We start from the raw sequence: 24,959 nt of genomic DNA on the forward strand, positions 1-24,959 counted from the left end.
CCCCATATATAAGCAGATTGGCATTAAGCAAATTGTTATAACTTGAATTAGTTGGTAGGTAATTTAAGATTCACTCATATTTTTTCTGAATTAACTCAATTGCATAGCCATCAGGGTCTTTTACAAAAGCAATTTCAGTAGTACCACCTTTTACAGGCCCAGGTTCACGGCTTACATTGCCACCGGCAGCTTTAATATCAGCACATGCTTTGTAAATATCATCAAACTCAATAGCAATATGGCCATATCCATTACCAAGGTCGTAGCTATCTTCGTCCCAGTTATAAGTTAGTTCTAACACTGTGTTATCTACTTCATCGCCATATCCAACAAAAGCAAGCGTGTATCTGTATTCACTGTTATCGGCTCTGCGTAATTCCTTCATACCTAGTATTTCAGTATAAAAAGCAATTGATTTATTCAAATCGGCTACACGCAGCATAGTATGTAATAAGCGCATTTTTACTACCTTAGTTTCATTTATTAAGCTGTTATTTACTGCACAGTGTATGAGTTTTATGCGCTTTTGCAATAGATGAAGGCAAGCTAGGCAAATAAAATCGGTTGAGCTAATCCTGTTACAACATTTATTTATTGATTTACTTTATTTTTGTCTAATATAACAAGTTTAACAGTGAAAGTTTGATTATTGGTCAACCTGTGAATGGTTATGAAAACATTTAAATATTTATTGGAAATTATTGCTTGAAATATGGTTTTTATTAACCAAGTTGTTGTTATTAAATAACTTAGTTGTTTTTGGTTTAATGCATTGTAAATTGACATGTTTTACAAAGTTAACTTATTGGTTGACAAAATTACTGTATGGTAATAAAGTTTTTGCATACCAATTGGTAACCTCTGTTTTGAGGGGGTTAAATATGTTGGTAAATTATCAGAGTAATACTTAGTCGTAGTTAATATATAACCAGTAATGTTTCAGCCAAATAAGACAACTTATTTATAGGTAGAGTTATTTTATATAGCAAAATTGCAGAACATAGATGGTTTATTTCATTAGCTTACTAAGGGTTACTCTACTGAATTAAAATAAAGACAGAGCGTACCTATTTTATGGGGTAAATCATTACTCATACTCATAAAAGTTTGCGCCATCATATCTAGGAGTTATTCATGTCAAAACCTGTTATTGGTTTCATTGGTCTAGGCCTTATGGGCGGCAATATGGCCGAAAATTTACAAAACAAAGGCTATGAGCTAATTGTTATGGACCTTAGTAAAGATGCGGTTGCAGCATGTGTTGCTCGAGGTGCAAAAACAGCAAGCACTGCAAAAGAGCTAGCTGAAGGTTCTGATATTGTTATGTTTTGTCTTACAACGTCTGCCGTTGTAGAAAAAATTGTTTACGCAGAAGACGGTATCCTAGCGGGCATTAAAGAAGGTGCAGTATTAGTTGATTTTGGTACTTCTATCCCATCATCTACGAAAAAAATTGGTGCTGATTTAGCAGCTAAAGGCGCAGGCATGATCGACGCGCCACTAGGTCGTACACCAGCACATGCTAAAGACGGTCTTTTAAACATTATGGCTGCAGGCGATATTGATACATTCAATAAAGTTAAACCAGTACTGGAAGATCAAGGTGAAAACGTTTTCCATCTTGGCGAGTTAGGTGCAGGTCATACAACTAAGCTAATCAACAACTTTATGGGCATGACGACAGTATGTGCTATGTCACAAGCATTTGCAGTGGCAGAGCTTGCTGGTGTTGACCGTCAACAACTTTTCGACATCATGTCGACTGGTCCATCTAACTCACCGTTTATGCAATTTTGTAAAAACTATGCAGTTGATAATGTTAGCGACCTTGGTTTCTCAATTGCTAATGCAAACAAAGATTTAGGCTACTTCCTACAAATGGTAGAAGACCTAGGTACTGAATCAAAAATCGCTGAAGGTTCATCAGCTAATCTACAAGCAGCGTTTGACGCTGGTATGGGTCAAGGTAACGTTCCTGAAATTTTTGATTACTTCAAAAAGTTAGAAAAGTAATACTTCTCGACCTTATTGAGCGCTTTAAGTTTTTAACTTAAGGCGCTTTAACACACATGACACCAATTGACTAAAGTCTTTGTGCAATGTCAGCTTTTTTAAATTCTGATGAAGCATTACTTTCAGTCACAACGAAAAAGAGTTAACTATGCGTTTGATTAATACAATAAAGCTTAGTCTAGTTCTCATCGGTTGCATATCCACACAAATAGCGGCCAAAGATTATTTTATAGAAAGTAAACAAGCTTTTAATGATATCGCAGCCAATCTAGTTGCTGGCGACAAAGTAGTACTTAAAAATGGTACTTGGTCTGACTTCGAAATCCTACTTGAAGGCCAAGGTACAAAAAACTCTCCTATTATATTAACCGCTGAAACTAACGGAAAAGTAATTCTATCAGGTCAATCTAACCTAAGACTTGCAGGTAAATACCTTGAAGCCTCAGGTTTAGTATTTAAAGACGGCTACACACCGAGCTCAGCTGTAATAGAATTTCGTAAAAATAAAAATGAATTAGCCTACAATTCACGAGTTACTCAAACAGTAATCGATAATTACAGTAATCCAGACAAACGAGAGTCTGATTATTGGGTTGCCTTATATGGACAGCATAACCGCTTTGATCATAGTCATTTAGTTGGTAAACGAAATAAAGGTGTGACAGTTGCTGTTCGTTTAAACACTAAAGCAAGCCAGGAAAACTATCACCGCATAGACAACAACTATTTTGGCTACCGTCCTACTTTTGGTTCGAACGGTGGTGAAACCCTGCGTATTGGCACCAGCCACTACTCACTAACTGATTCGCATACATTGGTTGAAAATAATTACTTTGAACGTACCAATGGTGAAGTAGAAATTGTTTCGGTTAAATCAGGCAAAAACATCCTTCGTAATAACGTATTTTATGAAGCGCGCGGTACATTAACGCTGCGCCATGGTAATGGTAATCTTATAGAAGAAAATATTTTTATTGGTAATGGTGTTGATCACACAGGTGGTATCCGCGTTATCAATAAAGATCAAATTGTAAGAAATAACTACCTACAAGGCCTAACAGGCTATCGTTTTGGCAGTGGTTTTACTGTGATGAACGGCGTACCAAATTCATCTATTAATCGTTATCACCAAGTAGAAAATGCGACGATTGAAAACAACACATTTATAAATGTGCGTCATATTCAACTTGCTGCAGGTAGCGATGCTGAGCGTAGCGCAACCCCTAAAAATAGCGTAATGAAAAACAACTTAATCATAAATCAAGATGGTGAACAGCCATTTACAACATTCGACGATGTAAGCGGGCTGGTACTAAGTAACAACATTGCAGATACAAAAGTGCTTTCTGAGCTAACGTACGGTGTAAAAAAAGAAAAAATCACGCTTGAAAAAGCAAGTAATGGTCTACTTTACCCAACATCTAAAAGTTTAAATGTAGGTGCAAAGCGCGATTTAAAAGTACTTAAAAAAGAAGATACCGGTGTTAGCTGGTATGCAAAAGTACCTGCTTTAGTTGATTTTGATTCTGGTAAGACACATTTTGTTAAAGCTGATGTAAGTGCATTACTAGACGCTATTGATAATGCAGAGTCTGGCGATGTTCTAGAACTAGCGCCTGGCCAGTATGATGTTTCTAAACTGGTTAAAATTGATAAAACGCTGACAATTAAAGCGAAGCAGAGCGCAAAGTCTAAACTTACTTTTCAACGCTCTACCTTGTTTGAAATACATGATGGCGGCAGCTTAAAACTAGATGGTTTATCAATTTCAGGTGAAAACGCGCCAGATGCAATAGGTAACAGCATTGTTCGTACGCAAAAATGGGGTATGGTTGATAATTACCGCTTTGTAATGACCAACTCACAGTTAAATGCTTTAGATATTAATCATTCATTCCATTTCTTTATTACTGGTAAAGGTGCAATGGCTGACGAAATTATTGTTACAGATAATACCTTTAATGCGGTAACTGGCGATATTTTACGTTTAAATACTGAAATTGAAGACTTAGGTGTTTATAACGCGGAATACGTTATTGTCAATAATAATACATTTAATGATGTAAAAGGCGCCATAGTTAAGCTTTACCGTGGTGGTTCTGATGAAAGTACATTTGGCCCCCATTTTGAAATGACAAATAACACGCTTAATAACGTCGGCCTTGGTAAGCGTAACAAAGAGCAAGCGAGCATTTATGTTCACGGTGTTCAGGTTACTAATATCAAAGATAATAAATTTGTTAAATCTGCTCCTATTGTTGTAGAGCACACAGTAGGCGAGCCTAAAACTGAAATCTCAGACAATATATTTGATGCAACTAAAGCACCAAGTGTTAAAGAACTAAGAGTTAAAGGCCCACACACGGCAGTATTAAAAAACAACAACATTTTAAATAAGGCAGGGTAAATACTATGTACTTATTAAAATGCCAAACAGGTTTTAAAATAGCTGCTGTAGCTGCACTTACATTACTAACATCATTGGGGGCGCATGCAGCGCACCCAAACTTAGTAATTACTACTGATGATGTTAAGCAAATGCGCGAAGCAATTAGTAGCAACGGTAGCACAAAGTTTTCTACTGCGTTTGAATCGCTAAAAGCGCAAGTTGATGAACAAATTGCACAGCCTATAACTGTACCCGTTCCAAAAGACGGTGGTGGTGGTTATACACATGAGCGCCACAAAAAAAATTACCAACTTATGTATAACGCGGGCATTATTTATCAATTAAGCCAAGATGATAAATATGCAAACTATGTACGTGATATGTTGCTTGAGTATGCAAAATTATACCCAACGCTTGGTCTGCATCCAAAACGTAAAATGGACTCGCAAAATCCAGGTAAGTTTTTTTGGCAAAGCCTAAATGAAGCAATGTGGCTTGTGTACACAATACAAGCTTATGATCTAATTCATGACTCGTTAAATGCCGATAACATTAAAACAATCGAGAATGACTTACTCCGTCCTGTTTCGTTGTTCACATCTGTAGGCCAACCCTCTACATTTAATAAAGTACATAACCATGGAACATGGGCAACAGCGGGTGTTGGCATGGCAGGGTATGTATTAGGCGAATCTGAGTGGGTAGAAAAATCATTATACGATTTAGAAAAGTCGGGTAAAGGTGGCTTTATCAAGCAGCTAGAGATGCTGTTTTCACCACAAGGTTACTATAACGAAGGTCCTTACTATCAACGCTTTGCACTATTACCCTTTGTAACGTTTGCTAAAGCGATTGAAAACAACGAACCACAACGAAAAATATTTGAATATCGCGATGGCATATTATTAAAAGCGATTGATACGACGATTCAACTTAGCTACAACGGTTTGTTTTTCCCAATTAACGATGCAATAAAAAGTAAAGGTATCGATACCATTGAGTTAGTTAATGGTGTAACGGCAGCCTATGGCTTAACCAACGATGCGGGTTATTTAGATATTGCTAAGCAACAAGACCAAATAATTCTCTCTGGTGATGGACTAAAAGTAGCTCAAGCACTTGATAACAACATGGCAAAACCTTATTCGTTTAAATCTATTGCCTTCGGCGATGGTAATGACGGTAAACAAGGTGCTCTAGTTGTAATGAGAACGCAGGTAGGTGGCGATCAAGCACTGCTATTTAAACCTGCCGCACAAGGCTTAGGTCACGGTCATTTTGACAAACTAACATGGCAATTTTACGACCACGATAATGAAATTGTATCTGATTATGGCGCAGCACGTTTTTTAAATGTAGAAGCTAAATACGGCGGTCGTTATTTACCTGAAAACGAAACTTACGCTAAACACACTGTTGCGCACAATACGGTAGTGGTTGACGAAACAACGCATTTTAATGCAAATGTTGAAGTAGGAAATAGTAATTACCCTACACTTAACTTTTTCGAAACAAATGAATACGGCACGATTTCAAGCGGCGAAATAAGCACAGCTTATAACGGCGTTGATCTTGAGCGTACGCTTGCACTTATTAACTTACCTGAACTACAAAGCACAGTTGCACTTGATATATTTGATGTTGCTGCAAATAAAGCGCATCAACTTGACCTGCCTTTGCATTATAAAGGTCAGCTTATCGATACCAGCTTTGAGTTAAAAGCAAATGCAACGCAGCTGTCTGCGCTAGGTACTAAAAATGGCTACCAACATTTATGGCTTAAAGCTCAAGCGCAACCTCAAAGTGGTTTAGCTAAAGTAACGTGGCTAAACGAAAATGGTCGCTTTTATACGCAAACGAGCTTGGTTAAGGGTGATGAGTCTTTCTTGTTTACTCAAATAGGCGCAAATGACCCTCACTTTAATTTACGCAACGAAAACGGTTTTATTCGTCGTGTTGAGGGTCAAAAGCAACATAAGTTTATATCTGTATTAGAGCCACATGGTGAGTACAACCCAAGTAAAGAATATACCCTAGAAGCTGTTAGCCGAGTTACAAAGCTTGAATATAGTCAGCAGGGCGATTTAACACTTGTTGAACTTGATATTAAAGGCAACTCATATTTAGTGGCAATTAATAAAGCACCAACATCAGCTAAAAACACATTCAATTATCAAAATAAAGAGTTCACTTTAAATGGCCGATTAGGCGTTTATATGATGAACAATAATCAGGAGTAAATAGGATGCAAAAGCAAAGCGCAAACTTTTCATTTGGTAACGAGACCGAAATAGAAGACTTAGGAAATGGTCTAAAACGTCAAATGCTAGGTTATAACGAAGAGCTAATGGCTGTTAAAATTTGGTTTGAGAAAGGGGCTATTGGTTATAACCATGCTCACAGACATTCTCAAGTAACGTATGTTGTTGAAGGTGAGTTTCACTTTAACATTGATGGCGTAACTAAAATCTTAAAACCGGGTGATAGCTGCTTAATCCCCCCATTTGCTGATCATGGAGCTACCTGTCCAACAGGCGGAATCCTGATTGATACTTTTAGCCCAGCGCGTGAAGACTTTCTTGAGGATTAATTATGCAACTTAAAGGCTTACGTTGGTGGGTTATAGCGCTAATTGCGCTAGCTACCATTATTAACTATATAGACCGCCAAGCACTTAGTGTGCTTTGGCCGGACATTGTTGAAGATTTATTTCCTGATGAATCAGCGCTAGAACGCAAACAAATATACGCTAATATTTCAATTGTGTTTGTATTTGCTTATGCATTTGGTCAAGCCATATTTGGTAAAATATTTGACTGGGTAGGCACACGCTTCGGTTTTGTACTGTCAATAGGTGTTTGGTCTATTGCAACCGTTGCGCATGCATTTGCACAAGGTGTACTTAGTCTTAGTATTTTTCGCGCAATCTTAGGTGTAGCAGAAGCCGGTAATTGGCCAGGTGCAGCTAAAGGTAACGCAGAATGGTTCCCTACTAAAGAACGTGCTTTAGCACAGGGTATCTTCAACTCTGGCGCCGCAATTGGCGGTATTATTGCTATTCCTTTAATTGCTTATTTAACTATCTACTTTAGCTGGCAAATGGTGTTTGTTTTTGTGGGCGTATTAGGTTTTCTTTGGTTAGTGCCTTGGTTAATTTTAGTTAAAGCGCCGCCTAGCTCTCATCCTTGGCTTACAGCTGAAGAACGTGAATACATTTTAACAGGTCAAAGACGTGTTGATGATAATGGCGATGTAACAGGCGAAGAAGAATATAATCCTTCAACTGCTGAGTTACTTTCTCGTAAGCAAAGCTGGGGTGTAATCATTGCCTCTGCCGCAATTGACCCAATTTGGTGGTTATTTGTTTTTTGGATCCCTATTTACCTAAACGAAGTATACGGCATGGATGTTAAATCTATTGGTATATATGGTTGGGTACCTTATGTTGGCGCTATGTTTGGTGCTTGGTTTGGTGGCTTATTGGCACAAAACAGGCTTAAAGCCGGTTGGAATACAGATAAAACACGTAAGTTAACTATTACGCTAGGTTGTTTAATTATGCTACCAGCGTTACTTGCGATGGCCAATCCTGGCGGACCAACGACAGCGGTGCTTATTATGGCTGTTATTTTATTTGGTTTTCAAACTGCAATTGGTAATGTGCAAACACTACCAAGTGATTTGTTAGGCAAAAAAGCGGTAGGTACATTATCAGGTTTTTCTGGTATGGCGGCAAAACTTGGTGCTGTAGGCCTTACATCGCTTGTGCCTATTCTTACTGCTGATGGTAACTACACGCCAGCATTTGTAATTGGTGCTTCTTTAGCCATTATAGCAATGGCAGCTGTTTGGATTTTAATTCCAAAAATAGAACCTCTTAAAAAGCCTCAATAATCTAGATAATAACTGCTATGCCAACATATTCTGTATAAGCGCATAGCAGTTAACTACATAGGGTAACTTCCAAGATGAAAAATATTTACTTTATCGGTGAATGCATGGTCGAGCTTAGAGCTATGAGCGCAGGCACACTACACCAATCATTTGCAGGCGATGTTTATAATTCTGCAGTGTATTTAAAACGTTGCTTCCCGCAGGTTACTACTTCGGTTGTTACGGCTTTAGGTCAAGATAATTTAAGTAAAAAAATGCTAGAACGCTTTGAAAGTGAAAAAATAAATACACAACTTGTATTTGCTCACGACACCAAAGTACCAGGTATGTACTACATAGAAACCGATGAGCATGGTGAGCGTAGCTTTATTTATTGGCGTAATGATTCTGCAGCTAAAAAGGTTGTTGATTTTTTAGATTCTGATGCGCTCGAGCAGCTTAGCCAAGGTGATATGTTTTTCTTTTCAGGAATTTCATTAGCAATAATTGAAGAAAGTGCACGTAAGCACTTTTGGAAAGTTGTAAAGCAGCTTAAAGATGCTGGGGTTAAAATAGTTTTTGATCCTAATTACAGAGCGCGTTTGTGGAATAGTGTAGAGGAAACTAAAGAGCAATATCATTTAGCTTTTACGCTTGCAGATATCACCCTACCAGGGGTTGAAGATTTAACAGCACTTTATGACGTACATAGCGTAGAAGCGGTTGTTGAATATTTAAAACCTTACCAAATTGAAGAAATTGTTGTTAAAAATGGCCCTGAATCGGTAGTGACAAAAGAGGGCGATACGCTTCAAAGCCACACCATAATACCGGTAACAAATGTTGTAGATACGACATCCGCTGGCGATGCCTTTAACGGTGTTTATTTAGGTGCTCGTTTAACTGATAAATCAATTTCAAGTGCTGTACAACTTGCTGCAAAAGCAGCAGGTGCTGTTATACAACAGCCAGGCGCAATTGCTCCAAAAGATATATTTCAGCTAGCAATGGCTGAAGCTGGGAGCTGATACCAATTTTATTAAAAACATGATCACCTTAGCGTATTAAATAACTCACTAACTACGTTAAAAATTATTTATATAGAGCAACTATGTATCATAATTTTAGCCTTGTTATTGAGCTATTTTCTTGTCGCTATAATAGCTCATTAATTTAATGCAATTGGTATAACAAAATAATCAAACATTAAAGGCCGTTATACCTCGGCCGCATTACTTTTTATAAAGGAACAACGTTATGACTCGCTTTTCTGAACTTATGTCAGGACAAACACTGCTACCTATAATTCAAGCTGATACGCCAGAGCAAGGTGTTCAAATAGCAAAAGCCATGGCTAACGCGGGCCTTACTCTAGTTGAAGTAGTACTAAGAACAGAGGCATCAATAGAGGCATTAAAAGCTATTAAAGCACAAGTGCCTGAACTAAAAGTAGGTGCGGGTACAGTCATAAATACTGATATTTTAGAGCAAGCACTTAAAGCTGGTTCTGACTTTATTGTAACGCCAGCGGTTTCTCCTGCATTACTTACAGCGCTTGCTAAATGTAATGTACCGGTACTTCCTGGTGTATCAAACACCGGTGATATTTTAATGGCGCTTGAATATGGCTTTGAAGAGCAAAAATTATTCCCGGCTTCGCTTGCCGGTGGAGCACCTTTTGTATCAGCTGTGTCGTCAGTATTTAGAGCAGTCAGCTTTTGTCCTACAGGTGGTGTTAGCGAAAGTAACAAAATGGACTATCTTTCTTTAAATAATGTATTCGCCGTTGGCGGTACTTGGATAGCGAAAAAAGAATGGGTTGAACAAGAAAATTGGCAAGCAATTACCGATTCTTGTATCCAAGCTTTAAAGTAGAAAGGATCTGATAAATGAATTATTTAGCCCCAACAATACTGCCAGGCGTAATCGTTGGCGACGAAGTAAGTGCTGTGTATGAACACGCACGTACTAACCAATATGCGTTACCAGCGGTAAATGTTGTTAGTACAACATCTATAAATGCGACGCTAGAAGCTGCTAAAAAGAAAAAATCGCCCGTTATTATTCAGCTTTCTAATGGTGGTGCACAATTTTTTTGTGGTAAAAGCTTATCCTTACCAGAGCAACAATCAGCGGTGCTTGGGGCGGTAAGTGCTGCAAGGTATGTACATTCCGTTGCAGCACATTATGAAGTGGCAGTGATGCTTCATACTGATCATGCAGCTAAAAAGCTACTACCTTGGATTGATGGTTTGCTTGATGAAGGTGAGAGACACTTTGAACTGACTGGCAAACCACTGTTTAGCTCGCATATGATTGATCTGTCAGAAGAGCCTTTAGAAGAAAATATCGAAATTTGCGAACGTTACTTAATGCGTATGGCAAAAATAGGTATGACGCTAGAGATTGAGCTTGGCTGCACGGGCGGCGAAGAAGACGGTGTTGATAACTCACACTTAGATAGTTCTGCTTTATATACTCAACCTGAAGATGTTGCATTTGCTTACGAGCGTTTAAGTCGTATTAGCCCTAACTTTATAATTGCGGCATCTTTTGGCAATGTTCATGGTGTATATAAACCGGGTAACGTTGTTCTTACGCCAACTATTTTAAAAGATTCACAAGCTTACGTATCAGAAAAATTTAATCTACCAAGTAACTCAATTAACTTTGTTTTTCATGGTGGTAGTGGTTCTGAGTACAGTAAAATTGCAGAGTCTTTAACGTATGGCGTAGTGAAGATGAATATTGATACCGATACGCAGTGGGCGTGTTGGACAGGTATTTTAGATTACTATAAAGACAAGCAAGCATACCTACAAGGGCAAATTGGTAACCCTGATGGGGATGATAAGCCAAACAAAAAATATTACGACCCTCGCGTATGGCTGCGTCATTCAGAGCAAAGTATGGTTGCAAGGCTAGAGCAATGCTTTGACGATCTAAATTGTGTAAATAGGTATAGCGTATGAAAAGATTAAATACAGTATTGAAAGAAGACGGTGTAAATACCGACCTTATTTTACTTATTCGCACAATTTTAGCGACCAGTAAAGAGATAGCTTTTCGAGTAAGCCAAGGTGAATTAGCCGGTGTTTTAGGTTCAACATTGAATGAAAACGTTCAAGGTGAAGTTCAAAAAAAGCTTGATGTAATCGCAAATCAACTACTTAAAGACATCCTACTTGACGATAGCAGCGTACGAGCAGTTGCATCAGAGGAAGAAGATCATGCGGTAGGTGGCCATCCTGAAGGTCAATTTATTGTTGCTTTTGACCCGCTAGATGGCTCTTCTAATATTGATGTTAATGGGCAAATAGGCACTATATTTACTATTTACTTAGCCCGTGATGATGTTCCTTTTGACAGCGACGAGCAATTTAGTCAGCCTGGTATAAATCAAGTATGTGCAGGTTATGTGTTATACGGCCCTTCATCATTACTTGTAATGAGCACTGGCGGGCCAACACGTTGTTATACATTAGACTCAACACACGGCGGTTACTTACTGACAAATAAGCAGTTAAGTGTGCCAGAGCAAAGTCGTGAATTTGCCGTTAATATGGCTAACTACCGTTACTGGGACGAACCAACACAAGTGTATTTTGATAAATTGCTATACACCTGTGAAAACTTCGAAAAAAGCTCAATCCGTTGGAATGCAGCGATGGTCGGCGACGTTCATCGTATTTTATGCCGAGGCGGTTTATTTTTGTATCCACAAGATAAACGTATCGGTAACGATAACGGTAAAATAAGACTGCTTTATGAAGCAAATCCGTTAGCACTTTTAGTTGAAAACGCAGGTGGCAAAGCAACCTCTAGAGGATCGCGAATTTTAGATATTGCGCCAACTAGCTTGCATCAACGTGTGCCTGTTGCTTTAGGCTCGAATGAACCTGTGGAATTTTATAATAGCGCTATGTTATAAAACAGCACTCAACAAAAAAGGGGCAAGAAAATTGCCCTTTTTTTACCCTTATTTTTCATTTTCTTTGTAAATAATCCTTTCTATGCAAATTCACTGCATTTCTTAATTTTTTTATAGTCTTCAAGTAAGAATACTTCACATATTAAATAAATCTTATTTACTTAATCCCGAGTAAAACCAATTTTTTACTCTAGGGTTATGTATTTTCCTAGTAATTATGCACGATTGAATTCAATTTTTGACTAGAAATAACAGCGTAGGGTTAACTGTATGTTCATTTATTGTTATTTAATTCGGTGGGTATAGTGGAAAAAGTTATTTTATTATGGTTATATTACCAAGTTGGTTAACAATTCATTTGCAATTTAGATGAATTTGGTAATAAGCAGACGATTTATTTGGTAACACACACAATAGATAGCCAAATATTAAAACTATAAATTTGGAGAATAGAGCCACCATGAAATTAAAACACTTTGCACTATGCGCTATTGCGATAGCAATAGTTGGTTGTGACACAGATTCAAACAATAATGACAACAACTTGGGCTCTATTGCTCTAACCGGAACAGTAACAAGTGGGCAAACATTAACAACGGCCGTTAGTGACCCAGATGGGATATCGGGTGAAATTACATATTTTTGGTATGCAGATGGGCAAGCTATTGAAGGGGCTAAAAGTTCATCATTTACATTAACGGATGACCAAATCGGCTTATCTATTACTGCACAAGCACTTTATACCGATGATGATGGTATTAATGAATCACATATCACAGAACCAACCGCAGATGTTGCCGCAATTGCATTCCCTGCAAGCTTAACCATTACGGGTGACGCGCTAGTTGGTTCGCAACTAACTGCCAATGTAGCTGACGAAAATGGTTTTGATGGCGATACAGTAACTTATAAATGGTTTGCGGATGATGTAGAAATTGCAGATGAAGTACTTTCAACGCTCACGTTGACAGACGCACAATTTGGTACGGTTATTACTGTTAGTGCATCTTTTGAAGATGATCGTGGGTTTGCTGAATCTGTTACTTCAGCCAGTACAGAGGTTGTAGCACGAACAAACTCAGAGGGTGAAGTGATAATTAGCGGCACGCCAACTGTTGGAAACACATTAACAGCAGAAATTAATGATACCGATGGAGCATCAGGAGATATTACTTATCAATGGCTTGCTGACGCACAAGCGATAGATGGCGCAATAGAGAGCACCTTTACAGTTGATGCATCACTTTTAGGTCAAAAAATAAGTGTGCAAGTTGCTTATACAGATGATAATGGATTTATCGAGGATAATACATCAGAGGAAACAATTGCTGTTTCTGCTGTTGCGGTTGACGAAGCCGGTAGCGTAGCCATTATGGGAGTAGTGCCTTATTTAACAAGTGGTGAGTTAACCGCTGAGATAACTGATAACAACGGTGTTGAAGAGGCTAACGTTACTTATACTTGGTCTGCTGATGGCATTGAAATAGCTGGCAGCAATAGTAAAACATTTACACCTTCTGCTTACGCAGGCTCAATAATGTCAGTTACAGCTACGTATACAGACAACGATGGCTTTGCAAGTAGCGCTACAAACTCACTTGACACAGTGGTTTACACACAATTAGTTAGTAGCCCTGAAGCACTCCTTGGTGCTATAAGTGGCGGTTTAGCTGATGGCGATGTTATTGGCTTAAACACCGGTGTTTATGCTGATATGGACGCAATTTTATTAACCAGTGCAGTAACGCTGCGCGCTGTAGAAGGGCAGAATCCGGTACTTAGTGGGGAAGTATGTATACATGTTGCCAACGGCGTTGACGGCGCTGCATTAACAGGGCTTACCTTTAAAAACATAGACACTAAAGCGGGTGCATTTTGTGAAACCGAAGAAGAAACTGTAATTTACTCAGAGGGCGATAACTTTATATTTTCACAAAATACGATAGATGGAGAAGACACTTCACTTAATAACGCTAAATACAATTGGATAGTGTTAAAAGGTAAAGGCGCACTAGTGGAACGAAACACGTTTACTAACCGAGATACGGTAGAAGAAGGCTCTGTGATTAAAATGTCATCTTCAAGCTCTGATCACACTATTCAGTATAATTTATTCAGTGATAGTAATAATCCAAACTTTGCTGAATCAAGCTTACACCTAATTAATGCTGGTAATACAACGGGCGCTGACGCGGCAGAAAATGCTAATTTTACTATTCAATACAACAGGATAGAAAACTTTGTAACAGGGCGTCGTTTAATCAAAGTGCAAACATCTGGTGCAACTATCAAAGGCAATACAATTGTAAATCCTAATGGCGGTATTTCATTAGAAGATGGAGGATTTAACAGTGTCACAGATAATGTGATTATTCGTACTACGGATATTGCTAGCTCAGATGATAGACCGAGCGGTGTGTTAATTACACCACTTGGGCATACCGTTAGTAATAACTATATTGCAGGTATTCGCTCTGATAATAAAGAAGCGGGTGGCATAGTGTTTACAGCTAATCCCTTTTCGCAAGACGATGGCGGCGTACCAAAGTCAGGAAATCAAGCAGTGCTAAATGCTGCTGGTGACTTTACACTTAACGTTAAGAACAATACGGTATTAAACTCTCAACAACCCATAGTGTTCAGTACTGAGATCGGCTCTAAAGCACCAGCAAGTGATTGTGATGAGTTAACCGCAGTGAATGCGCCAGTGCTATATGGTCTAACCAAAAATGCGTTTGTTATCAACTTTGATGGAAATTTAATTGCAAACGGTTTAGGTGATCAATCTAGTAGCGATACAATTGCCAGTAGTGCATTAACACAAGGTTTATTTTACCCATATACACTTAGTAGTGACCATGCTTTTGAATATGACTGCGACTTAATTAATCATACTTCATCGGTATTAAGTAACAACTTTGGTTATACGGATAGTCGAGTATCAGGTGATGCAAGCGGCGACTGGGTTGAAATCAGAAAACTAAACGGTAATGGTGCATTTGATACTGATGGAGCTATCGACCAAGACCCAGCAACTAATAATAAAGAAGTGCTAGAGTATGTTACAGCAACAAGTACGCTAATAGAAACATCGCCAACTGGTGCGCAGGTTTTGGCTGGTGCTAGGGGCCTTCATTATATTCAAACTTCAGAAGTGGGTGTTGGATCTACTTGGAAAATACAAAACGATTAATTTGTAGTAAAACGTTTAATCGGTGTTTTGATTAAAAACTTACTAATTTTTTAGCCCCAATTTTGGGGCTTTTTATTTCCTCCCAAATACCCCCCTCAAACCTGCGCAGCAGGTAAATTGACTCCCAATAGATAGACACGCCCAGACGCATGTTGCGTTTATAAGCAAATATTTTATTCGTAATACTTGTACCAACAACCTATTTTACCCCTTGGTAATGCCTATAAAATAGAATTGGTCTTAACGCTGGTAATATTTAAGTGTTAAATTGGTTGATCAAGTGACTTCAGTTGAGTATATTAAATACAGGATTCACATTCTATCTACACAAGCATAACAAGCGACACATAACTAAAACACACTACAACAACCAACGGAGAATTTTAATGTCGTTGAAGTCAGAAAATAATAATTCGATAGCGGGACCATTTGTACTAAGTCCAATAGCAAAATGGGTAAGAACAGCGGTAATTGCTGGTATGGCTGGTTCTTGTGCACTTACTGCGCAAGCTCAGGAAGCTGAAAAAAAGGTTACTGAAGTTGAACCTGATGTTGAAATCATTAGCGTTACAGGTACACGTAAAACAATACAAGATCAGATTGCTATTAAACGTGAGTCTACCACTGTAGTTGATGGCCTTTCATCAGAAGACATTGGTGATTTACCTGCACTGTCTATCGGTGAAGCGCTGGAATCAATTACAGGTGCTGCATCTCACCGTGAAAATGGTGGCGCAACAGAGATTACTATTCGTGGTCTTGGACCATTTTTAAGTGCCACTCATATCAATGGCCGTGAAGCAACCAATGGTGGTGGTGACCGCTCAGTTAACTTTTCACAGTTTCCATCAGAGCTCGTAAAAAAAGTAGCTATCTATAAAACGCAAGATGCATCAATGATTGAAGGTGGTGTTGCAGGTGTTATTGCTCTTGAAACCGTAACCCCTCTTGATTTTGGTAAGCAACGCGTATCAGGGGAAGTTAAATTAAACTATAACCCTGATGAAAGTAATGTAGAAAACTCATTACAAAGCGATTTAGGTTATCGTGGTACGTTTAGTTATGTAGACCAGTTTGAATTTGATAATGGCCAAGCCGTTGGTGTGTCTTTTGGTGTACAGCGCCAAGATATTAGCCAACCAGAAGCTGAATATAGAAGCTCAAGCCCGTCAGGCTCTTCATTATGGGCGTGTTTAAATGATCCTAATAATACCAATGAAGGTTTTTATCGTAGCAGCGCTGGTGACTGTGAAGATCAGGTCGGTGGCGAAAAATTAAAAAACCAAGGCTATGATACAGATATTGATTCTGAAACCGGTAAAGCAAAAAGTGATGGTACGCCTTATGCGTGGACTGGCAGTAGTCGCAGTTTTCGTCAAAATGAAACATCGGATGAGCGTGACGCAGTATTTTTTGCATTGCAATACCAGCCTTCAGATGCGTGGGATATTAATTTTGATACGCAGATTTCAGATAGAACACAAAAAGAAGCGCGCCACGATTTAATTTTTTTACAAAAACGCGCAACACCAGGTATTACTGGCCCCACACTTGTTACTAACGATGTAGGTGGTATTTTACATTGGGAAGGCGAAGAGCGAATTGAATCAGCAGGTGAGCAATTTGAACGTGAAGAAAATTACCAAGGGTATGGTTTAAACATTGAGCACAATGTAACTGACCGATTAACGATTAATCTTGATTTAGCGTATTCAAAAACAGATCGTGAAGAACTACAAATTTCAAACCGCGGTAGAACATCGGATCGTAATTTTTTCTCTTGGGATTTGGGCGATGAAATTCCTCATTTCACATTAACGGATTTTGATGTTACAGATATTTCTAATTTTACTGACAGCTTAAGAACACGTTTAGACCGTGAGAATGTTCGTGAAAATGTAATAAAATCGGCGCGTTTAGACTTTGATTATGAATTAGATAGTGGCATATTCACTAAAATTGAAGGTGGAATTAGAACATCTGAGCTTTCTTTCATACAATTCGGTGGCAGCCAAGGTAATGGTTCAAGAAACGAATACACTGTAGGTGACGATACGGCACTTGAAATTCTGCAAGGCTGTCAAATAGACTTCCCTGAATCAGACTTTTTATCAAGCGTGTCTGATGGCAACATTGTAACCAATGTTGATAGTGATGGTAACGTTATTGGTTCAGGTACAGGTGCTTCGTGGGCAACCTACGACAACGTCTGTTTTTCGCAAGCAGTTGCAGCAACTGATGCCGATTACAACGGTGTGTTCGCCTATCCTGACGTTGAATACCAAAATACTGGTACTGTCGATGTAACGGAAAAAACCACTTCAGCGTATTTAATGGCTAGTTACGATACAGAGATGTTTGGTAAATTTATACGTGGTAACTTTGGTCTTCGTGTAGTAGATACTGAAGTAACATCTGTTGGCTTCAGAACAGATTATTCTGTTGGTACGGATGCAGACACTGGATTTCTTGAATTGGTATCAGATTCTACAACACTTGATAAAATTCAAAGCGGCTCTAGTTATACCAAATATTTGCCTAGCTTTAACTTAGTTGTAGATTATAGCGAAGATATATTATTGCGTGCGGGTATTTACCGTGGTATGTCTCGCGCAGATCCGTCAGATTTGAGCTTTAACCGTGAATTTTCAACGAACAGTAACGATGATGGTGCAGCCACTTCACTTTCTGATTTAGTCGTAGGTGTAAACGGTTCTGGTAACCCTGCCACTCAGCCATTAATGTCATGGAACTATGATGCGGCGGTGGAATGGTATCCGAATGAAGATTCGATTGTAGCGTTTAGTCTATATTACAAACAGTTCCAAGGCGGTTTTGAAAAACAAACTATTTTAGAAGAGTTTATAATAGATGGCGAAAGTATATCTCTGCCTATTACTAACTCTGTTACATCAGACGATGACAGCGAAATAGTCGGTCTTGAAGCTTCGTTTTCTTACCGCTGGGATAATGGCTTAGGTGTAAAGTTTGGTTATAACTTCGCTGACACTGATTTTGAATTTGAAGATAGCTTATACGGTGATACATTCACTACTGACCTTGATGGTAATACAACACAATTAAAGGAAGGTATTGTTGAGCCAGGTTCAGTTCCTGGTTTTTCTAAGCATGTATTTAGTAGTCAACTTTACTACCAAATTGGCGACTTCGATACTGCGGTTATTTACAAATACCGTAGTGAGTATTTCCAACCTTATACAAGTAATGGTACCCGTTTACGCTATGTTGACGCTGTAGGTGTGTGGGAAATGCGTGCATCGTATAAAATCAATGAGCACTTTAGAATCAAAGCTGAGGCAATTAACTTATTTAGTGCACCTAAATCACAAGACTTCTTTGTTGAAGATAATTTAGGTGAAGTGAATGATTATGGCCCACGTTTATTCTTAGGCATGAGCTTTAAACTTTAAACTATAAAGTTAGAAATAGAAAAGGCGGTTTACCGCCTTTTTTCTATTTTTATCATTCTAAAGCTAAGTGAGTTTGTGTATTAACTAAGCTGAACTCTGGTTAAGAGATTTATTATACTAATCTGCTTATATATGGGTCTATTTAACGTTAAAAAATTACGCTGAACTAAGCAAATTTTTTGTATCTTGCTCTAAATTAAAACTTTTAACGACGTTATAGCGCAATTTAATTCGTTAACTTGCTCAAATATTTATGCAAGTTGGTATTATTCAGAGTTCAGGTTATTTAGTTAAGTGAGAAATTGAATAAAGCCCACGAGTTTCATCTGTTTTTCGTCTTACTTCTTCCAATGCTTTAGCTTCACTTGCTTCAAATAATGCATTGATCAATCTATTAAAGTGATTATGCATCGCCTTTCTTGCGGCGGATGGGTTTCGATCAGCTATTGCATCATAGATAGTGGTGTGCTCAGCCAAACGCTGATTTATATTTTTCGAACAAACACCTTGGTGAGCTAATAATATTTGTGGTTCTGAGCGTCGTAACTTCCAAAAGTTATTAATGGTGAGTGCTAGCGCTTTATTACGAGTTGCTTGTGCGATAATTTCATGGAAAAGTTGATCTGCTTCATCAGCTTTGTCAGAAAATTCCATGTCTATTAGTGTTTGCTTAAGTGCTTGTAGCTCACTATCTAAAATTTTAGAGGCTGCTAGAGCTGCAGCTTCCGATTCGACTAATGCGCGTGCCTGAGTTAGTTCAAATGCACTTATTGGGGGAGTTAAAGACGCTGTTTTTTTGCTACTAGTAACAAATACACCCGATCCAGTTTTTACTTCAACGCGCTTTCTAACTTCCAGCGCAATAATAGCTTCACGAATAGTAGGGCGACTAACATCGTAAACTTCTGCCATTTCACGCTCTGCAGGCAAACGGCCACCTATTGGATAAATACCTTGATCAATTAAGGCTTCTAGTTTTTCTACAACCATCCAGAAACGTCTGCGCTTTTTAACATTTTGCATTACTTAATCTCTCAAAGTGGGGAGGTTTTGTTAACTTTAAACTCAAATTTTATGCTGCTTACAACGTAAAGAAACACAGTTAAAGCTTGGCATAATTAATTTTTATTATAAATACGAAATTTTAGTAGTCAAAATAATAAGTATTAGTCTAACCGTAAGCCAAGGAATTATGTTATTTTTCTTTTAAAACAGAGCATAAGCTAATTTACGATTTTTTGTTATTGATAAAACTTTATTTTATGGCGTTTTGTCTTTAAATTCACATAAATCGTATAATTCGACAACAATCTTGCTTACAGGCAAGAGGGTGTATGGTAAGTACAATACTCATCAGTGTTGTATATAAGCTGGTTAATACTACACAGGCTACTTTGTAAACTTTAACAGCATTTTTACTCAAGGCGAAGTTAGCACGATAAAATGCGAAAATATGCATGTTTCAGTGATTACAGGCCAGTACATAGTCTCAAAATAGCAGTGGATAAACTCATTAACCCGACAGTTAAAACGACTAAAAAGAGTCATGAGTTGTCGGTGGTATCTAAACTTACTAGTTAAACTGAAATTTCCGTAACAACTTCAGTTTTTACAGAATTAGCTATAAAACATTGCTCATGGGATTGATGATGCATTTTCTCAAGTTGCTCCATTGTTGGTTTCTTATCGCCTGAAAACTGAACATGTGGTTTAAGTGTGACTTTAGTCATTGAAATTTTACCATCACTATCTTTTTCCATAATACCAACTGCCTCGTCTACATATGAGTCAACTACATACTTTTTTTTGGCGGCAATAGATAAAAAGAATAACATGTGGCAACTAGAAAGTGATGCAACAAAAGCCTCTTCGGGATCGACATTTTTTTCAATTGAATAAGGTAATGGAACAACATGAGGGGAAGATGAAGCTAGTACGGTTTGACCGCCATCGAAAATCCATTTATGCCCACGGCTATATTTATTATCAATATAACTTTCATTATTTTCTCTTACCCAATTAATTTTGGCAAAATATTCTGACATATACACTCCATGTTGATGGACGTAGCCTAAGGGATAACTTAAATAGCCTCAACGTCTTGTGAATAAAAATTGTAAACATATTTATATAGAACTGAACTCTGAACGGAGTAAGCCGAAGCACTTGAGGTCATGAAATTTATTTTTCCAAAACCCACACTCACGTCGAAGTCCTTCTTCTTTAAATCCAAGCCGCAACAATAATGATTCAGATGCGATATTTTCAGGTATCGTATCAGCCTGAATTCGGTTTAACTTCCCACAAGCTAATATTCCAGAAAAACCAGCATCAACAATTGCGCGGACTGCTTCCACAGTATAGCCACATCGCCAAAATTGAGGGTGTAGCTCGTAACCAATTACAGCATTACGCATTTTACTGTTCCACGAATTAAACCCGCAAGTGCCTATCAATTGTCCTGTTGGTTTTAATCGGATGGCCCATCTGATGCCTTGCTGTTCGTGGTATCTTTTATTAAAAAGGTTAATCAAATTAGCAGCTTGATTGTGTTCACGAAAAACATCTAAATCATAGTATTCGATTACAGATGGGTTAGAAAATAAATTGAACAACTCAGCTTCATCTTCAACACGAAGCTCTGTGAGTAATAGCCGATCAGTTTCAAGTGATGGAAATACCATCTAAATTCCTTTTATAATAAATTAATTGCACATGTATCTGTTGATCCTGCGCTCATGCTTTTAGTTTTCTTTAGTGTCAATGTCAGGCCAATTTTTGGCTGTGTTCACTCGCTGCGAGCTATAACAAGTTTGTGGTTTATACCTACGCATAACCAACCCTGTATGGCTCAGATATTGATCATCCCCAATACGAACCCAGCCAGACTCCCATCTATACATTGAACCGTATACCAAAAGGCATCGATTATGTCGTTAATGACGGTTATAAACGCGAAGTCATAAACATTAATGATATTAAAGAGGAACAACTGTTAATTACGCGCTTGCATTAAATTTTCGGTGTAATCTGGAATTATCACTCATACAATAACGCTTCATACAGCAGCAATGTCTTGCGACATTACTGCCCAGCGATAACGATAGTACTAAACGAATACCGTTACTTCTTAACCTTTCCCTTAAGTACATAAATTTCACCATCAAAACTGCCTTGAATTGTCAGCCCTTGGCTTGCCAATTCCTGCAAATATTCAATGTGATCTTCAGTAATATGCTGGCCCGGCACTAAAAGCGGAATACCTGGCGGATATGGGGTAACTAAACCAGCGCAAATGCGGTTGTTACTTTTGCTAATAGGCACCGATTCGCGCTCGCCATAAAAAGCATCGCTTGGAATACAGGCTAGATCGATGGCGGGTAAATTTTCTGGTAAGCGGGCTCTGCGCGTCGATTTCGATAGTTTTACCTTACCGCTGTCTAGCTTTTTCAACGCATTGTACAAACGAATTATTTTCGAACGTGTGCCGCCAAGCGTGAGTAAAACCAAGATAGTGCTGTGCGTGTATTTTTCTATTTCTAGACCAATTTCGTCCAGTAAATATTTATGAATATCTTTTAATGAATAAGGTAGCTCACTAATATCAATGAGTATTTTTAATGGGTCGTGGCCCATGTTATCACCGCTAAAGTGCGGAAATATATCCATAAAGTCTTGCTTACCGAGCACTTTAATGTGCTTGAGCGACGCCATCTGTTGTTTAAATTCGTCAACATGATTTAGCAACGCATTGAGCAACTTATAGCCTTCCATCTCTAATTGCTTTTGGCATACATCAAGAGACGCAATAAGCTGATATTTGGGCGATGTGCTGGCGTAGATACTGTAAATATCTCGAAAAAAATCAGCATCAAAATCGGGGTCGTTAATATGGATATAAGACGCCTGAGAAAATGCCGAAACTACTTTGTGTGCGGAATGCGTAATGTAGTCAGCCCCAGCATGTATTGCAGAATAATAGCGAAAGCTAGGATGAAACAAAGAGTATGCAAACCATGCCTCGTCAATAAACACCTTAATACCATATTGATGAGCATAATCTACTACTTGTTTCAGGTCGCTAAGCAGGCCATCGTAAGTACAGCCGGTAAGCACCAGTAATTTAGCATCAGTATTGTTTTCAATTGCTAACTTTATGTCGGCCAACGACGGTGGTGCGAAAATGCCATATTTTGGATTTAAAATACTCGCCAAATAAATGGGGTAACTGGCAGATTGCAAAATGCCATAGTGGACTGATTTATGACAATTACGGTCAACAATTACTTTATCTCCCTTGCGCAAGAGTGTTTGTAAAATAATTTTATTTGAGGTAGACGAACCGTTTGTAACAAAGTAGGTGTGTTTAACTTCAAACGTTGCCGCTGCTGATTCTTGAGCGCGACCAATAGTATTGGTGCTGTCTGACAATGAGCCTAGCGAATCTACCGACACCGACAGGTCGCCAACAAATACATTGCGGCCATAAAACTGATAAAAATCTTTAATATAAGGAGAGTTTCTAAAGCTAGAGCCACCGCTATGACCCGGTGTGTGCCATGAATCGTTTGACTCGCCCACATAACGACGATACGCCGTCCAAAATGGCGTTTCCGAACGGTCGTCAAAATCGTTGATCATATAACCCAAAATTGCTTCAGGGTCAGAAATCACCTCGTCTTTAAAAAAGAAGGATTCAATTTCTTCTGATTCGTTAACGATTTCCAGCCCTTTGGTGTCGTCGCCAACAACATAAACCGGCAGCTCAAGACGAATAGCCTTTAACTCTTCAATAAAGCGGCTATACATACGCTCACCCACTTTATTGTGCATATCCCAGCTTAGAACCACGGCTTGAATATCACCATCTTCCGCTACATGTTCCAACGCGCGTTTAAGCTCAAGGCATTCAATAATATCGATATGAATATCATCACGCTCAAAATTAGGAATAGTCTTTGACAGATTCGTTGAAAGCCCATGTAAAGTGGTTGGGTCTTGCTCAATTATCAAGATACGAAGTAGAGGTAGCATAGAGGTTTTCGCAATAAGATTTATAATGCTCAATAGCATAACCAAAGGAGTGAGACTTGTGAAATTAATACTTTGATAATGCCTTGTTATAATTTTTTTAATTCAGTAACAATATACTGTAAATCTGTATCAGTAGCCTCTTCGACAAGTCAATTACCCAACTCAGGGTTTAAGTTAAATCCAGTCGAGACATGTCTAGATTTGGTATTACTGTTGACCAATATACAGCCACTGCCTTGTCAGCAGTAACACCAGAATAATCTTTATTAAGGTAAAATTTAAAAAAAACTAGCAAATCAATGAATAGCACATCAAAAATACAGTTATGAGCAATTGCCTTGGTATATTGTGCTTTCGGTTTTAGTATTTTTCTCGCAAATTTAAAATCAGAACGAGGGCTCTCATATTTACCATGAAATTATAGCGCCGTCATAAACGCCGTTATGCGTCCGATTTAATTGCCTTGTTATATTTTTTATACCATAATCCAATATATATTGGTATTAACTAAAAAAAGGTTTAACTATGGCTAAAAATACAAGTGTTACTTTAGGTGATCATTTTGATCAATTTATAAGCCAGCAACTTCATTCAGGTCGTTACGGTTCAGCAAGCGAAGTGCTTAGAGCTGGTTTGCGAGCATTAGAAGATGAAGAAACTAAACGACTTAATTTGCGTAATATGCTAGTTCAAGGTGAACAAAGTGGCACCGTTGAATATAGCTATGATTCTTTAATTGCGGAGCTTGATAAAGAAAATAATTGATGAATAAATTCGCATTATCAGCTAAAGCAAAATCGGATTTAATAAAAATTGCAAAATACACCCAACTCACATGGGGTCAAGCACAACGAAATAGTTATTTAAAAATACTCGATAACTCATTTCAATTATTAGCAAATGATCCCAAAATAGGAATTAACTGCGATTATATTAGAGAAGGTTATAGTAAATACCCTCTTGCTAACCATGTGATTTATTACAAAGGGCATAAAGAAAATCAGATACTTATTGTCCGCATCTTACACAAAAGTATGGATGTGAACCGCGCTCTATGAGAAAAACATAACGAGTCTGTAGATTAACTCGTTTTTT

18 protein-coding genes are annotated in these 24,959 nt (G+C 38.2%); 13 read left to right on the forward strand and 5 right to left on the reverse strand.

Annotation, left to right across the window (positions count from 1 at the left end; genetic code table 11):
• Positions 1–70 precede the first annotated feature (70 nt).
• Positions 71–460: a lactoylglutathione lyase gene (gene gloA, locus DO88_RS03485; protein WP_033028800.1), complete on the reverse strand. Its 390-nt coding sequence runs from the start codon at positions 458–460 to the stop codon at positions 71–73.
• Positions 461–1,134: 674 nt separating this feature from the next.
• Between gloA and DO88_RS03480 the strand changes: the two genes are divergently transcribed.
• The 11 genes from DO88_RS03480 (at position 1,135) to DO88_RS03430 (ending at position 18,830) form a co-directional block, all read left to right on the forward strand.
• Positions 1,135–2,013 (forward strand): NAD(P)-dependent oxidoreductase, encoded by an 879-nt coding sequence (locus tag DO88_RS03480; protein ID WP_002962960.1) that lies wholly within the window; start codon positions 1,135–1,137, stop codon positions 2,011–2,013.
• A gap of 148 nt (positions 2,014–2,161) precedes the next feature.
• Positions 2,162–4,420 (forward strand): polysaccharide lyase 6 family protein, encoded by a 2,259-nt coding sequence (locus tag DO88_RS03475; RefSeq protein ID WP_033040594.1) that lies wholly within the window; start codon positions 2,162–2,164, stop codon positions 4,418–4,420.
• 5 nt (positions 4,421–4,425) lie between these two features.
• Positions 4,426–6,642 carry a heparinase II/III domain-containing protein gene (locus DO88_RS03470; protein WP_033040595.1) on the forward strand — a complete coding sequence of 739 codons (2,217 nt, stop codon included), beginning with the start codon at positions 4,426–4,428 and terminating at the stop codon, positions 6,640–6,642.
• Positions 6,643–6,647: 5 nt separating this feature from the next.
• Positions 6,648–6,992: a cupin domain-containing protein gene (locus DO88_RS03465; RefSeq protein ID WP_002962963.1), complete on the forward strand. Its 345-nt coding sequence runs from the start codon at positions 6,648–6,650 to the stop codon at positions 6,990–6,992.
• A gap of 2 nt (positions 6,993–6,994) precedes the next feature.
• Positions 6,995–8,296, forward strand: a complete 1,302-nt coding sequence (locus DO88_RS03460) for an MFS transporter (protein ID WP_007378592.1) — start codon at positions 6,995–6,997, stop codon at positions 8,294–8,296.
• A 74-nt stretch (positions 8,297–8,370) separates the two neighbouring features.
• Positions 8,371–9,303, forward strand: coding sequence for a sugar kinase (locus DO88_RS03455; RefSeq protein WP_033040596.1), 933 nt, complete (start codon positions 8,371–8,373; stop codon positions 9,301–9,303).
• Between the two features lie 229 nt (positions 9,304–9,532).
• The gene (gene eda, locus DO88_RS03450; RefSeq protein WP_033040597.1) at positions 9,533–10,150 is read left to right on the forward strand and encodes a bifunctional 4-hydroxy-2-oxoglutarate aldolase/2-dehydro-3-deoxy-phosphogluconate aldolase; all 618 of its coding nucleotides are present in this window, start codon (positions 9,533–9,535) and stop codon (positions 10,148–10,150) included.
• 14 nt (positions 10,151–10,164) lie between these two features.
• Positions 10,165–11,247 (forward strand): class II fructose-bisphosphate aldolase, encoded by a 1,083-nt coding sequence (gene fbaA, locus DO88_RS03445; RefSeq protein WP_033040598.1) that lies wholly within the window; start codon positions 10,165–10,167, stop codon positions 11,245–11,247.
• Positions 11,244–12,206, forward strand: a complete 963-nt coding sequence (locus tag DO88_RS03440) for a class 1 fructose-bisphosphatase (protein WP_033040601.1) — start codon at positions 11,244–11,246, stop codon at positions 12,204–12,206. The genes fbaA and DO88_RS03440 overlap by 4 nt, the downstream gene beginning before the upstream one ends.
• 460 nt (positions 12,207–12,666) lie before the next feature.
• Positions 12,667–15,399, forward strand: coding sequence for a poly(beta-D-mannuronate) lyase (locus DO88_RS03435; RefSeq protein ID WP_033040603.1), 2,733 nt, complete (start codon positions 12,667–12,669; stop codon positions 15,397–15,399).
• 386 nt (positions 15,400–15,785) lie between these two features.
• On the forward strand, positions 15,786–18,830 hold the full coding sequence (locus tag DO88_RS03430) for a TonB-dependent receptor (protein WP_033040605.1): 3,045 nt from the start codon (positions 15,786–15,788) through the stop codon (positions 18,828–18,830).
• A 282-nt stretch (positions 18,831–19,112) separates the two neighbouring features.
• Here the strand turns inward: DO88_RS03430 and DO88_RS03425 are convergent, their stop codons facing one another.
• From DO88_RS03425 to DO88_RS03410, 4 genes are all read right to left on the reverse strand, one after another.
• On the reverse strand, positions 19,113–19,853 hold the full coding sequence (locus tag DO88_RS03425) for a FadR/GntR family transcriptional regulator (RefSeq protein WP_033040606.1): 741 nt from the start codon (positions 19,851–19,853) through the stop codon (positions 19,113–19,115).
• Between the two features lie 554 nt (positions 19,854–20,407).
• Entirely contained in the window at positions 20,408–20,875 is a 468-nt protein-coding gene (locus DO88_RS03420; RefSeq protein ID WP_007378953.1) for an OsmC family protein, read from the reverse strand.
• A gap of 81 nt (positions 20,876–20,956) precedes the next feature.
• Positions 20,957–21,514, reverse strand: a complete 558-nt coding sequence (locus tag DO88_RS03415; RefSeq protein ID WP_007378952.1) for a GNAT family N-acetyltransferase — start codon at positions 21,512–21,514, stop codon at positions 20,957–20,959.
• A 439-nt stretch (positions 21,515–21,953) separates the two neighbouring features.
• Entirely contained in the window at positions 21,954–23,864 is a 1,911-nt protein-coding gene (locus DO88_RS03410) for an aminotransferase class V-fold PLP-dependent enzyme (RefSeq protein WP_033040608.1), read from the reverse strand.
• 525 nt (positions 23,865–24,389) lie between these two features.
• Here DO88_RS03410 and DO88_RS03405 point away from each other — a divergent pair.
• Entirely contained in the window at positions 24,390–24,629 is a 240-nt protein-coding gene (locus DO88_RS03405) for a type II toxin-antitoxin system ParD family antitoxin (protein ID WP_008137405.1), read from the forward strand.
• Positions 24,629–24,922 (forward strand): type II toxin-antitoxin system RelE/ParE family toxin, encoded by a 294-nt coding sequence (locus DO88_RS03400; RefSeq protein ID WP_033040610.1) that lies wholly within the window; start codon positions 24,629–24,631, stop codon positions 24,920–24,922. Before DO88_RS03405 ends, DO88_RS03400 begins: the two co-directional genes overlap by 1 nt.
• Positions 24,923–24,959 lie beyond the last annotated feature (37 nt).

The sequence above is a fragment of the Pseudoalteromonas sp. S3431 genome, assembly GCF_000690035.1.
Lineage (GTDB): Bacteria > Pseudomonadota > Gammaproteobacteria > Enterobacterales > Alteromonadaceae > Pseudoalteromonas > Pseudoalteromonas fuliginea.